At 60.8% G+C, this 12369-nt stretch carries 11 protein-coding genes; 10 read left to right on the top strand and 1 reads right to left on the bottom strand.

Annotation, left to right across the window (positions count from 1 at the left end; genetic code table 11):
- Window positions 1-48: 48 nt before the first annotated feature.
- The 10 genes from V8324_RS12590 to V8324_RS12545 are packed head-to-tail and all read left to right on the top strand — an operon-like array spanning window position 49 to window position 10994.
- Entirely contained in the window at window positions 49-261 is a 213-nt protein-coding gene (locus V8324_RS12590; protein WP_336420279.1) for a type II toxin-antitoxin system Phd/YefM family antitoxin, read from the top strand.
- A gap of 4 nt (window positions 262-265) precedes the next feature.
- Entirely contained in the window at window positions 266-2719 is a 2454-nt protein-coding gene (gene hsdR, locus V8324_RS12585; RefSeq protein WP_336420278.1) for an EcoAI/FtnUII family type I restriction enzme subunit R, read from the top strand.
- A 3-nt stretch (window positions 2720-2722) separates the two neighbouring features.
- Window positions 2723-4177, top strand: a complete 1455-nt coding sequence (locus tag V8324_RS12580; protein WP_336420277.1) for a type I restriction-modification system subunit M — start codon at window positions 2723-2725, stop codon at window positions 4175-4177.
- The gene (locus V8324_RS12575; RefSeq protein ID WP_336420276.1) at window positions 4174-5262 is read left to right on the top strand and encodes an endonuclease NucS domain-containing protein; all 1089 of its coding nucleotides are present in this window, start codon (window positions 4174-4176) and stop codon (window positions 5260-5262) included. The genes V8324_RS12580 and V8324_RS12575 overlap by 4 nt, the downstream gene beginning before the upstream one ends.
- The gene (locus tag V8324_RS12570) at window positions 5259-6998 is read left to right on the top strand and encodes a restriction endonuclease subunit S (RefSeq protein ID WP_336420275.1); all 1740 of its coding nucleotides are present in this window, start codon (window positions 5259-5261) and stop codon (window positions 6996-6998) included. Before V8324_RS12575 ends, V8324_RS12570 begins: the two co-directional genes overlap by 4 nt.
- A 50-nt stretch (window positions 6999-7048) precedes the next feature.
- A complete protein-coding gene (locus V8324_RS12565; protein ID WP_336420274.1) occupies window positions 7049-7708 on the top strand; it encodes a CBS domain-containing protein in 660 nt (219 codons plus the stop codon).
- Window positions 7708-8661 (top strand): hypothetical protein, encoded by a 954-nt coding sequence (locus tag V8324_RS12560; RefSeq protein ID WP_336420273.1) that lies wholly within the window; start codon window positions 7708-7710, stop codon window positions 8659-8661. Before V8324_RS12565 ends, V8324_RS12560 begins: the two co-directional genes overlap by 1 nt.
- Complete coding sequence (locus V8324_RS12555) at window positions 8658-9626, top strand: hypothetical protein (protein WP_336420272.1); 969 nt, start codon at window positions 8658-8660, stop codon at window positions 9624-9626. The genes V8324_RS12560 and V8324_RS12555 overlap by 4 nt, the downstream gene beginning before the upstream one ends.
- A 28-nt stretch (window positions 9627-9654) precedes the next feature.
- Window positions 9655-10842: a phospholipase D family protein gene (locus tag V8324_RS12550; protein WP_336420271.1), complete on the top strand. Its 1188-nt coding sequence runs from the start codon at window positions 9655-9657 to the stop codon at window positions 10840-10842.
- 2 nt (window positions 10843-10844) lie between these two features.
- Complete coding sequence (locus tag V8324_RS12545) at window positions 10845-10994, top strand: hypothetical protein (RefSeq protein ID WP_336420270.1); 150 nt, start codon at window positions 10845-10847, stop codon at window positions 10992-10994.
- A gap of 443 nt (window positions 10995-11437) precedes the next feature.
- Here V8324_RS12545 and V8324_RS12540 read toward each other — a convergent pair.
- Window positions 11438-12369: transglutaminase family protein (locus tag V8324_RS12540; RefSeq protein ID WP_336420269.1), on the bottom strand; the 932-nt coding region annotated here is incomplete at its 5' end.

The raw sequence follows: 12369 nt of genomic DNA, 5'->3' as shown, positions 1-12369 counted from the left end.
ATTGGGCCAAATTAGCCAAAAGTGTTCGAGGTATAGGTGGAGAATTTCATGCAGGCCCTGAGCGCAAAAGATGCGAAATATGGTTTCGGGCGGCTGATTGATCTCGCTCGAGCCGAGCCGGTTGCAGTGACCAAGCACGGACGCACAGTCGTCGTTGTCCTGGCAATCGAAGAGTATGAGCGCCTCAAGTCTTTGGATGCACAGAAACCAGAACGTGCCGCTGATACAGCTTTGACCCAGGACAAGCTGGGGGGCGACTGAGCGCATGGATAAGAGAAGCCTCACCGAACGCGATATCTGCACCAAGTTCATCCTGCCCGCCGTCAAGCGCGCGGGCTGGGACGAGATGGTACAGGTTCGGGAAGAGGTCTACTTCACCAAGGGCCGCATCATCGTGCGAGGCAAATTGGTGACGCGGGGCAAGGCGAAGAAGGCCGATTTCGTTCTCTACTACAAGCCGAACATTCCGATCGCGCTGATCGAGGCGAAGGACAACTCACACAGCGTCGGCGATGGCATGCAGCAGGCGCTCGACTACGCCGAAACGCTGAAGATCCCCTTCGTCTTCAGCTCGAACGGCGACGGCTTCGTGTTCCATGACCGCACCGGCGCCAGCACACCGCGCGAGTCGAACCTCGGTCTCGACGCATTTCCGTCACCCGCCGACCTATGGGAGCGCTTTCGCGCCTGGAAGGGCCTCGATGGCGAATCCGAGGAGATCGTTCTTCAGGATTACCACGACGACGGCAGCGGCAAGGAGCCGCGCTACTATCAGGTCAACGCCGTCAACGCGGCGATCGAGGCTATCGCCAAGGGCCAGGACCGAGTTCTGCTCGTCATGGCAACTGGCACGGGCAAGACCTACACTGCCTTCCAGATCATCTGGCGGCTGTGGAAATCGCGACGCTGGAACCCCGAAAGCAACAAGCGTGTCCTGTTTCTGGCCGACCGCAATGTGCTGATCGACCAGACCATGGTGAACGATTTCCGCCCCTTTGGTGCGGCGATGGCGAAGCTTTCGACCAATGCCAAGACCATCGAACGGCAGGACGGCACCTCGGTTGATCTGACAGTGGCGCTCGACAGGAAACGCCGCATCGACACCGCCTTCGAGGTCTATCTCGGCCTCTATCAGGCGATTACCGGGCCAGAAGAGCGCCAGAAGCTGTTCAAGGAGTTCTCGAAAGACTTCTTCGACCTGATCGTGATCGACGAATGCCATCGCGGCAGCGCCGCCGAGGACTCCGCTTGGCGGGAAATCCTGACCCATTTTTCCGGCGCGACCCAGATCGGCCTGACCGCCACCCCGAAGGAGACGGAATACGTCTCCAACACGGACTACTTCGGCGAGCCGGTTTTCACCTATTCGCTGAAGCAGGGGATAAGCGACGGCTTTCTGGCGCCTTACAAGGTCATCAAGTTTCACATCGACCGGGACGTAGAAGGCTATCGGCCCGAAAAGGGCCAGCTGGACCGTGACGGCAACGAGGTCGAGGACCGCATCTACAACGCCAAGGATTTCGACCGCACGCTGGTGCTGGACGACCGTACCCTTCTGACGGCGAAGAAGATAACGGCCTTCCTCAAGGAAAGCGGCGACCGCTACCAGAAGACCATCGTGTTCTGCGTCGATCAAGAACACGCAGCCCGCATGCGTCAGGCGCTTATCAACGAGAACGCCGATCTGGTGGCCGAGAACGGGCGTTACGTCATGCGGATCACCGGCAGCGATAAAGAAGGCCAGGACCAGCTTGGCAACTTCATCGACCCGGAATCGAAATGGCCTGTGCTGGTCACGACTTCGCGCCTGCTGTCCACCGGCGTGGATGCGCAGACGTGTCGCCTGATCGTGCTCGACCGAGAAATCGGTTCGATGACCGAGTTCAAGCAGATCGTCGGACGCGGAACCCGCGTGCACGAGGACACCCGGAAGTTCTATTTCACGCTGATTGACTTCCGTGGTGCCACCGCGCATTTCGCAGACCCGGATTTCGATGGTGACCCGGTGCAGATCTATGCGCCCGGCGTGGACGAACGAATGACCCCGCCAGATGAGGAAGCAGCGACGCCCGAAGACGAGGTCGAGCCGACGCCGGGCGAGGACGAAACCATCGTCGATCAGCCCGAATTGCCGACGCCGCCGGGCGATCCCGTGCGCAAGATCTACGTCGATGGCGTTGGCGCACGCATAATCGCCGAGCGCGTGGAATATCTCGACGAGAACGGCAAGCTCGTCACCGAATCTCTGCGCGATTTCACTAAAAACGCCCTCAGGAAGCGCTTCGCTAGCCTCGACGAGTTTCTGAAGCGCTGGAAATCGGCCGAGCGCAAGCAGGCCATCGTGGAGGAACTGGAGGCCGAAGGTTTGGCCCTCGATGCAATCGCCGATGAGCTTGGCAAGAACCTTGATCCGTTCGACCTGATCTGCCATGTCGCCTTCGACGCCAAGCCTCTGACGCGCCGCGAGCGGGCCGAGTACGTCAAAAAGCGCGACGCGTTCACCAAATACGGGCCGCAGGCTCGCGCCGTCCTCGATGCTCTGCTGGAAAAGTACCGCGATGAGGGCGTGCTTAATCTAGACGACGCCAACGTGCTGAAGGTGACGCCCTTCACCGACATGGGGAGCGTCGTTCAACTCATTAACGCGTTCGGCGGCAAGGCGGGCTTCGAAAAGGCCGTCCACGAGCTCCAGGACGCGCTTTACCAGGAGACTGCCTGAACCATGAACGTCCGCACCACCGTAAAATCCATTCAGGACATCATGCGTCAGGACGTTGGCGTCGATGGCGATGCCCAGCGCATCAGCCAGCTCACCTGGCTGTTCTTCCTCAAGATCATCGACGATCAGGATCAGGAACTCGAAATCACGCGGGATGATTACCGGTCACCTATCCCTGAGCGTTTGCAGTGGCGCAACTGGGCGGCGGACCCCGAGGGCATCACCGGGCAGGCCATGCTCGATTTTGTCAACGATGACCTGTTCCCGGCGCTGAAAGGCCTTCAGGTCACCGGCAAAGCAGGCGATCGCCGTCGCGTTGTCCGTGACGTGTTCGAGGACGCCTACAACTACATGAAATCCGGACAACTGCTGCGGCAGGTGGTCAACAAGATCGCGCAGATCGACTTCAACAACCTCACCGAGCGCCAGCATTTCGGCGAAATCTACGAACAGATCCTCAACGACCTGCAATCGGCGGGCAATGCGGGCGAATACTACACGCCGCGCGCCGTCACCGCCTTCATGGTCCAAATGACCGACCCGCATCCGGGCGAAACGCTGTTTGACCCGGCCTGCGGCACCGGCGGCTTCCTGACTTGTTCTATCCGGCACATGGAGGAGAAGTACGTCCGCACGCCCGCCCAGCGCGAGACGATGCAGGCGGGGCTGCACGCCGTCGAGAAAAAGCAGCTTCCCCACATGCTCTGCGTTACCAACATGCTGCTGCATGGTGTCGAGGACCCGTCCTTCGTGCGTCACGATAACACGCTGGCCCGTCCGCTGATTTCCTGGGGCAAGGACGAGAGGGTGGACATCGTCCTCACCAACCCGCCGTTCGGTGGGCGCGAAGAAGACGGGATCGAAAATAACTTTCCGACCTTCAAGACCCGTGAAACCGCCGACCTCTTCCTCGCCCTGATCATCCGCCTGCTGAAACCCGGCGGCCGCGCGGCGGTGGTCCTGCCCGACGGCTCACTCTTCGGAGAGGGCATCAAGACCCGGCTCAAGGAGCATCTGATGGAGGAATGCAACCTCCACACCATCGTGCGCCTGCCGAACTCGGTCTTCCGCCCCTACGCCTCGATCGGCACGAACCTGCTATTCTTCGAGAAGGGCGCGCCGACGCAGGACATCTGGTTCTGGGAACATCAGGTGCCCGATGGGCAGAAGGCTTATTCCATGACCCGGCCAATCCGGCTGGAGCATCTCTCGGACTGCGCCGCCTGGTGGGGCGGGCCGCGCCGCGAGGGGCGGGAGGAGAATGACCGCGCCTGGAAGGTCAGCGCAGAAGAGGTGAAGGCCCGCGGCTACAACCTCGACATCAAGAACCCCCACACCGTTGCTGAGGATCACGGCGACCCCGAGACGCTGCTGGAGGATCTGACGAACGCCGAGGCCGAGGTGGCGGCGCAACGCGACCAGCTGAAGGCGATCCTGTCAGAGGCGCTGGCTCGATGACGCTGCCTACTTTATCCGACTTCGCGCTTGGCAGACTCCGCGCCGCGAAAGCTGCGATGCTCGATCGACCAGACACACGGGATATCCTCGATGCCAAGGATGAGGTGCTCGCCCGCTATAGTCCCGCTTTTCAGCCGGGCGCAATTGAGAACATCGACGAGAGCGTTCTGCGCTCGTTTCTATACGTGGAAAACAACCGCCATTGGTCCGGCCTGAACCGCCAAGTGAACCGGGTCTGCTTGGATATGGCCGCCACGCGCCATGCTCTCGGACAACTCGTCGATGAAACTCGGCCCCTCGCAGATCGGATGCAGCCGGTCACGGGCATCAAGGGCATGGGTAAAGGCATCATCACCGCGATCCTGCATGTCGCCCACCCCGATAGATACGGCGTCTGGAACAACACGTCTAACGATGGCCTGCTGGAACTCGGTCTCCTCCCGCAGACGCCGCGCGGGGCCAGCTTCGGAGAGCGATATTCTTCCGTGAACGAGGTGCTGACGAGCCTCGCACAGGAGTTGGATGTCGATCTATGGACCCTTGATGCCGTTTGGTGGTTCCTGCATGGAAGCGAAGAAGACGACGTCAGCGCGGACCACGACCAACCGGTCGTATCGCCAAGCGAACCCAGCTCCAAAGCGCCGAGCGCCAAGACTGCGCGCTTTTCTTTGGAGCGGCATTTGCATGACTACATGTTCGACAATTGGGACATGCTCGACCTCGCCAGCGACTGGGACATCTACGCTAGAGACGGTGAACCCGAGGCCGGGTATGAGTTCCGCACGCCCATTGGCCGTATCGATCTGCTTGCCCGGCACAAGCGGGACCCCCGATGGTTGGTGATTGAACTCAAACGAGAGAAATCCTCGGATGCTGTGGTCGGGCAGGTTCTTCGCTACATAGGATGGGTCCGCAAACACCTCGCTGAAGAGAACGAAGCCGTGGATGGGCTCGTCGTAGCGACCGAAGGCGATCCCCAACTACACTATGCGTTGGAGGTCGTGCCGGCGGTGACATTCAAATCCTACGAGGTTGAATTTCGCCTCAAAGACGGCCCCACCTTCGAGGAGTTCTCTAAGCCATGAACGCCGACCGACTGCTCGCCCTCTACGAAAAGGTGGCTGAGGCGCCCGACGCGGTGTCCCGCCTGCGCCGCTTCGTGCTGGACCTCGCAGTTCGGGGGAAGTTGGTGGCGCAGGATGCGGGCGACGAACCGGCGTCGGAATTGCTGAAGCGGATCGCGACGGAGAAGGCGCGGCTGGTGAAGGCCAAGGCGATCCGCAAACCCAGAGCGGTTTCACCGCTCGAACCCGAGGATCCGCCGTTTCCCTTGTCACGCGGATGGGCTTGGACTCAGATCGCAGAACTCGGGATCATCAGTCCGCGCAACGAAGCCGACGACACCCTTGAAGGATCATTTGTCCCGATGCCCATGATCGCCGCCGAATATGGCGTCGCGAACGGACACGAACCGCGACCGTGGGGCGAGATCAAGAAAGGCTACACCCACTTCGCGGAGGGCGACGTCGGGCTCGCCAAGATCACGCCGTGTTTCGAGAACGGCAAATCGACGGTGTTTCGCAACCTGACTGGCGGCGTCGGCGCGGGCACGACGGAATTGCATGTCGTTCGCCCGCTCTTCGTGGAGGCCGATTACATCGTTCTGTTCCTCAAGAGCCCGCAATTCATCGAGACCGGCATCCCGAAGATGACCGGCACCGCGGGCCAGAAGCGTGTTCCGACCGAGTATTTCACGAGCTCACCCTTCCCCCTCCCACCCCTTGCCGAGCAGCGGCGGATCGTGGCGAAGGTGGAGGAGCTGATGGCGCTGCTGGACCGGCTGGAGGCGGCCCGCAGTGCGCGCGAGGCCACCCGCGACCGGCTGACCGCCGCCAGTCTCGCCCGCCTGACCGCGCCATACGCCGACCCGGCCGAGTTCCCGGCCAACGCCCGCTTCGCCCTCGCCACGCTCCCCGCTTTCACCACCCGCCCCGACCAGATCAAACCCCTCCGCCAGACCATCCTCAACCTCGCCGTCCGCGGCAAACTGGTGGATCAGGACCCGAACGACGAACCGGCATCGGAGTTTTTGAAGCGGATCGCGGCGCAGAAGGCACGGCTGGTCAAATCGGGGAAGATCAGAAAGCAGAAAACCTTGCCGCCGATTGGCGACAAAGAGACTTCCTTCAAGTTGCCAAGCGGCTGGACATGGGTGCGTCTTGGAGACCTAAGCCAATTCGTGACAAGCGGCTCGCGCGATTGGGCCAAGTTTTATGCGAACGAAGGTGCCATCTTCGTGCGCATGGGCAACCTCTCAAAGGATCACTACCGGCTTCGGCTGGAGAATATTCAACGGGTCAACCCGCCCGCCTCCGGCGAAGGCACCCGGACTCGTCTGAAAGGTGGTGACATTCTCATATCCATTACCGGCGATGTCGGAATGCTAGGGCTTATCCCTGAAGACTTCGGCGACGCGTATATCAATCAGCACACCGCGATGGTTCGGCCGATGCCCGAAATAAGGGGCAGATACCTGGCGGAGCTTTTTCGCTCGCCCTTTGCGCAAGACCAATTCAACGCTCCCCAAAGGGGCATCAAGAACAGTTTTCGGCTGACGGACATAACGCAGTTCGTTGTCCCCCTCCCACCCCTCGCCGAACAACACCGCATCGTGGCGAAGGTCGATGCCCTCATGGCCCTCTGCGACCGGCTGGAGGCCGCCCTCACCACCGCCGACACCACCCGCGCCCGCCTCCTCGAAGCCCTCCTCCACGAGGCGCTTGCGCCGGCTGCCGAAGCGGTCACGGAGGCGGCGGAATGAGTTCGACGACAGAGCGGTTCATTCGTCTCTATGAGGATCTGGTCGCAGAAGTGAACCGGCGCGCAGGTGCCGGCACCTCCCATTCGTTCGAGATTGAGCGCGCGGCAGGCCGAGACGGCGCGGTGCGGAAGCAGCAGAACCTGCTGAAATACATCCGCGATGTGCGGCACGCCCTGCAACATCCCAAGCATCGGTCGGAGGGGCATGCGGTCCTGATCTCCGAGTCGTTTCTGGAAGAGGTCGCGTCCCTTCTGAACCATTTCCAGAATCCCGTCCGCGCCGGTTCTCTGGGCGTGCCGAGGAAGCAGATAAGAACCGCCCAACTGTCGGACCGCCTCGGCGATTTGGCCGACGACATGAAGACCGGCGGTTTCAGCCATGTGCCCATCGTGGACGAGGGCGATGTCGTGGTCGGCGTGTTCAACGAGGCGGCAGTCTTCGATTACCTCTGGTCCGAAAGCGAGAAGATCGTTGGGCGCAGCATGTCCGTGCAAGAGGTCCTTTCCCATTGCCGACTGGACGCCAATCACACAGAGACCTTCAGGTTTGTCGGCCCCCGTATTCCTCTTGAAGACCTGGTCGACATGTTCCTGGCGCTGGAGTCCCCGACCACGCGCGTTGGCGCGGTATTCGTCACAGCGTCCGGAAAGAGCACCGAACAGCTTCAACGCCTGATCACGCCGTGGGATGTCCTAGGAGGTGCCGCGTAATGAGCAAGCCAGGTAAGGATACACCCGAGGTCGTCGAGTTCATGGCGCTGTTTGCCAAGCTCAAGGACTGGTCTGACGATTACCCTGAAGGCCTGTCCGATTTCGCAGCCAGCGACGAAAGCGTAAAGGAACTCTGCACAAAGCTCTCATTTGCGGCGCATTTCCTGAAGATGAACGAACGTAGGGCGCGTGCGCTTTTTGCCGCCCCGGTCGATCCTGCCTTCCTGGCTGCATGGCGTGACTACGAGGCGCGCTATGAATCCATCGTTTCGGGTATCTGGCTATCAGACTTTCTGCCGGAACTCGCCAACGCTGAGCCCTCCATCGTTCCGAAGGCGGACCTGCAATGGGACAATGCCGATGATGAGGCATCGGAACAGGCAAGCGGCATTGAGGAGGCGATGGACTTCGCGCAGTTCAACGCCGATCAGGAGGACCGATGGATTGATCAGCCGGATTTCATCGAGCGGGCTCAGGACGGCATCGCGGCATGGGAGCGACTTAGGCAGGACACCGGGTTTGATCTGCAGGGGGTGTTTCGGCGCCGCGCACTTGTTCCCTTCGTGCTTGTGCCGCGCCAGATAGCCGCCAAGCACGGAAGCGCGGAAACGCTGTCGATGCTCAAGAATCTGCAACAAGCACATGACGCATTCGTCTTCGGCGCAACATACGCGACGCTTGCGCTGATGCGATCGATCATGGAGGCCGTGCTGCGTGATCACTATCGCGCAGAGGGCAAGGATCTGAATGAGCGCATCCGAAATGCGCGGGGACGACTTCCTCCCGGCGCAAACGAGGGAGCACTGCATCGACTGCGAAAGCTCGCAAACGTGATCCTGCACCTTGATCGGGAAAAGGATGAAGGACTGCCCAAGATGGACGAGGTGCGGCTGGAAAAGGAGATCGTATCGCTGCTGTTCGTCCTTCGGGCGTTGATTGAGGGGGCGAAATGAGTCCGATCCGCACTCGGACAGGCGTGACGACCGCGAGTATTACCATCCCTTACACCAGTGCGAGGTTTCCATCGTCCTACGGTGTGGGTTCCGGAACACTCAGTTTCTCATGGGACGACTTGCTGTGGGCAGCCATCACGATCGGCCGCCCCAATACGGCATATGTCTTTCAGCATGACGAGGCCTCGATCCACGAGGCGCTATTCCGGCTTTCGCTCGTGAGAATGGCGTTGGAGCAAGTTCCTTTCAGCAACCGTCTCCATCGGACCGATGCGTTTCAGGCGCTGGACCCCACGGAGAAAGGGGCGGTCAGTTATTTCCTCGGGATGGCAGTCTGCAAGCTGTTCGCTAGTCGGTTGTTGAGAACACCGTGGCTTCTGCATCTCGACGTCTTCCGAAACCAGCTCAATCCCACGACGCTGGGCGGACGATCCAGACCGGACCTTGTCGGGCAGAATGCCAGCGGCGCATGGCACGCGTTCGAGACAAAGGGCCGTTCAAGCGTGCCGAGTTCGGAGGACAAGCTGAAGGCCAAGGCGCAGGCGCAGCGCCTCGTATCTGTCGATGGCTCGGCCTGCGCGCTTCACATTGGATCGTTTGCCTTCTTTCGCGGGGATGAGCTGGAGTTCTACTGGCGCGATCCCGAGCCTGAAGAACCTGAGAAGCTGGAACCGATTGAGATCAGCGTCAAGGACGAGGATTGGGCGAACTACTACGCTTCTGCGTTGGCGCTAGCTTCTGAGCCTGGGCGCAGTCTCTTGTCGTCAGAATCCCAGGGAATCGATCTGAAGGTCGAGATTCATCCCAAGTTGCGCGATCTTCTTTTCCAAGGTCAGTGGGCTGTGGCGCGGTCACTTGCCACTGAGTTGCGGCAACAGCTTGAATCGGACGGTTTCCAGCCGGACGGTCTGCGAGTTGTCGCCGGCGGCTCTGGGCGGCGTAGATTTGAAGGGTTGGAAGGCTGATGTGGACGCTTAGAAGGAAAACTTTGAGATGACGGTTCGGCTGGTCGATGCGGGGTGGGGCGCGGAGTTGACCGCAGCTTTGCGCGCGGACACCAGCGAATTTCGGGTTATCTGCCCGTTCATCAAGGCGGGCGCTCTTGACCGCCTGCTTTCCCTTAACCCCGCCAGCATTCAGGTCATCACCCGTTTCAACCTTGACGACTTTGCCGAGGGCGTCAGCGACATCGCGGCTCTGCGGATGCTGCTAGATGCCGGTGCGCAAGTGCGGGGCGTCCGGAAGCTCCACTCCAAGCTCTACCTGTTCGGGAACCGGGCGATTGTCACCTCGGCCAATCTCACGAAGGCGGCGCTGGACAGCAATCACGAGTTCGGCCTGGTAACAGATGATGCGCTCATCATGGCGACATGCCGGGCCTACTTCGACGATCTCTGGCAGCGCGCGGCAAGCAACCTCTCGCACGATCATGTCGATGCTTGGGAAGAAGTAGTCACTCGCCATCGTGCCTTGGGCGGACGGCCGAGCAGCCAGACCGGTCTCGGAGATTATGGCGCCGATGCTGACGGTGTGGACGCCCCGCCAGTTCGGATGCCGACAGTAATGGCCGATGCGCGACAGGCCTTCGTAAAGTTTCTAGGGGAAGGCGACAATCGCGTGCCGCTGTCGTTCACCACTATCGAGGAAATCGAACGGGCGGGCTGCCACTGGGCTGTCGCCTATCCCGCCTCGAAGCGGCCCAGCGGCGTTCAGGAAGACGCGATCATCTTTATCGCAAGGCTGACCCGTGAACCGAACGATATTCGCATTTTCGGACGGTCCGTCGGTATGAGGCATCAGCCGGGACGGGACGATGCAACAGCTTCCGACATCGCGCTTCGGCCGTGGAAGGAAAAATGGCCGCGATACATCCGCGTCCATCACGCTGAGTTTGTCGCCGGGAGGATGGAGAACGGCGTTTCCCTGAACGAATTGATGGACACGCTGGGCGCAGACTCGTTCGCCCCGACACAGCGAAATACGCTGCGCGGCGAAGGCAACACCGACCCGCGAAAGGCATACCGGCAACAGGCGGCCGTCGAGCTTTCAGCAGAGGGATTTTCCTGGCTCGGGGAGCGGCTTCAGGCGGCGTTCGACGAACATGGCATGGTGCCCCAGGACACGCTCGATCAGCTGGACTGGCCGGTGCTGCCGGATGTCGCGCCAGAAGACGGTGGCTGACCATGGGCATCAACCTCGTCATCGCCGTCACCAACGGGGACTGGTTCGAGATGCTGCGGCGGCAGCCGGACCTCGCCGACGGAGATCAAGAAGAAGATCGCGGAGCTGGCAAAACAGGACCACATCGAGCAAACTTGGAAGACGCACAATGAGAACGCCCGCGTGCCAGACGTCGGCGACCAAATCGTCTGGATTGCCGACAAGATCACCTAGCTTTCCTGCAATCATGGGTTCGACGTCGGTTCCATCACGCCGAGCGCCACCGGCGTCGAAGTGTTCAGGGCGACCTCGGAAAAACATCGAAATGCCAGTGGCTTGCAAGCTATTCACCAAATCTGCGCAGTCATGAGGTCCGGAGAATATCGGTCTGGAGAGACCGCTTTCGGGCCTCATGGCGCAGGGGCCGGTTAACAGCCCCTCCTGCATAACCCTCGAAAACAACGGAGAAATCCGGCCGCAGCCGGATCGGGAGAACGCTTTCGTGGGGGCAAGTGGCGGAGGGAGCGGGACCCGGACCCAACGTTCTCCAACCGCTATGTTACTGATATAGCTTGATTTATCATAGTCGCCGCAGCCCATTCCCACAGTGATGCCATCAGACAAGCGCGATGTGCGCCCCGCCTCTTTGGGTTAGAGGCGAGCGGTTCTGGCCCGAAGCACTCTCCACTCTTACCAGTACCTCCATCGAAAGCAGATCGACGTTCGTTCCGAGGAACGTGCCGGCTACCGGCGTGACCTGCGCGATGTTCCGGGCCACAGCGAGCGGTATCAAGTTTCCGGACCCGACGCTCCGGTTTGTTGGATCGAAGGCAATCCAACCGGCACCGGGGACAAATATCTCGACCCAAGCGTGGGTAGATCCTGAACCCGCCGATCCGACGAGGCCCATTTCGGGATCGGACAGGTAGCCCGAGACGATGCGGGCTCCCAGGCCAAGACGGCGGGCGGCCTCTGCAAGCAGGACCGCGAAATCGCGGCAGGAGCCCCACCCGCGGTCGAGGGTCTCGATCGGCGACTGGGTGCCTTCGTCGTCGCGACTCTGGTAGGAAATTTGCGTGAACACGCCATTGCTGACGTCCTTCAGCAGGGACAGCGTGTCGGTCGGGCGTGCCATGACAAAGCCCTCGATCCATCTGGCAAGGCGGCCATGGGCGTCTCCGTATTGTGGCACCGTCAAAGCCCCCAGATCCGTCCACTCGTCGGCGGCGTAGGCAAACGGGTACTTGGCGGCCGAGGCACCGATGGCAAAGACAGGCCAGGCTGGCGCGGTCAGTTCCACGCTGGCGCGGCTCTCGATCACCAGATGATCAGTCGGACCGTCAAAGACGGCGGTGGCGATCGCGTTGCCAGCCACATCATGCGCCCAGGTTACGGTCGCCGTCGGAGTAATGCACAGATCGTGCGAGAAAAGACGCAACTCCCTTGTTTCACGGTGAGTATTCCACGGGTATGTGGCCATCGAATCCATGAACATGTGGCCACCGGTTCCACGGCATGTGGCCACCCCTTTGAGAGAGACCTGCGAGG

Origin of the sequence: Roseovarius sp. D22-M7 (assembly GCF_037083785.1) — a bacterium.
Classification (GTDB): Bacteria; Pseudomonadota; Alphaproteobacteria; order Rhodobacterales; family Rhodobacteraceae; genus Roseovarius.
This window is presented reverse-complemented; position numbering and strand designations above follow the sequence as displayed.

What these genes read in the sequence shown, in the direction of transcription:
- V8324_RS12590 (WP_336420279.1), top strand. Translation starts at nt 49, where the DNA reads ATGCAGGCCCTGAGCGCAAAAGATGCGAAATATGGTTTCGGGCGGCTG.
- hsdR (WP_336420278.1), top strand. Translation starts at nt 266, where the DNA reads ATGGATAAGAGAAGCCTCACCGAACGCGATATCTGCACCAAGTTCATC.
- V8324_RS12580 (WP_336420277.1), top strand. Translation starts at nt 2,723, where the DNA reads ATGAACGTCCGCACCACCGTAAAATCCATTCAGGACATCATGCGTCAG.
- V8324_RS12575 (WP_336420276.1), top strand. Translation starts at nt 4,174, where the DNA reads ATGACGCTGCCTACTTTATCCGACTTCGCGCTTGGCAGACTCCGCGCC.
- V8324_RS12570 (WP_336420275.1), top strand. Translation starts at nt 5,259, where the DNA reads ATGAACGCCGACCGACTGCTCGCCCTCTACGAAAAGGTGGCTGAGGCG.
- V8324_RS12560 (WP_336420273.1), top strand. Translation starts at nt 7,708, where the DNA reads ATGAGCAAGCCAGGTAAGGATACACCCGAGGTCGTCGAGTTCATGGCG.
- V8324_RS12555 (WP_336420272.1), top strand. Translation starts at nt 8,658, where the DNA reads ATGAGTCCGATCCGCACTCGGACAGGCGTGACGACCGCGAGTATTACC.
- V8324_RS12550 (WP_336420271.1), top strand. Translation starts at nt 9,655, where the DNA reads ATGACGGTTCGGCTGGTCGATGCGGGGTGGGGCGCGGAGTTGACCGCA.
- V8324_RS12545 (WP_336420270.1), top strand. Translation starts at nt 10,845, where the DNA reads ATGGGCATCAACCTCGTCATCGCCGTCACCAACGGGGACTGGTTCGAG.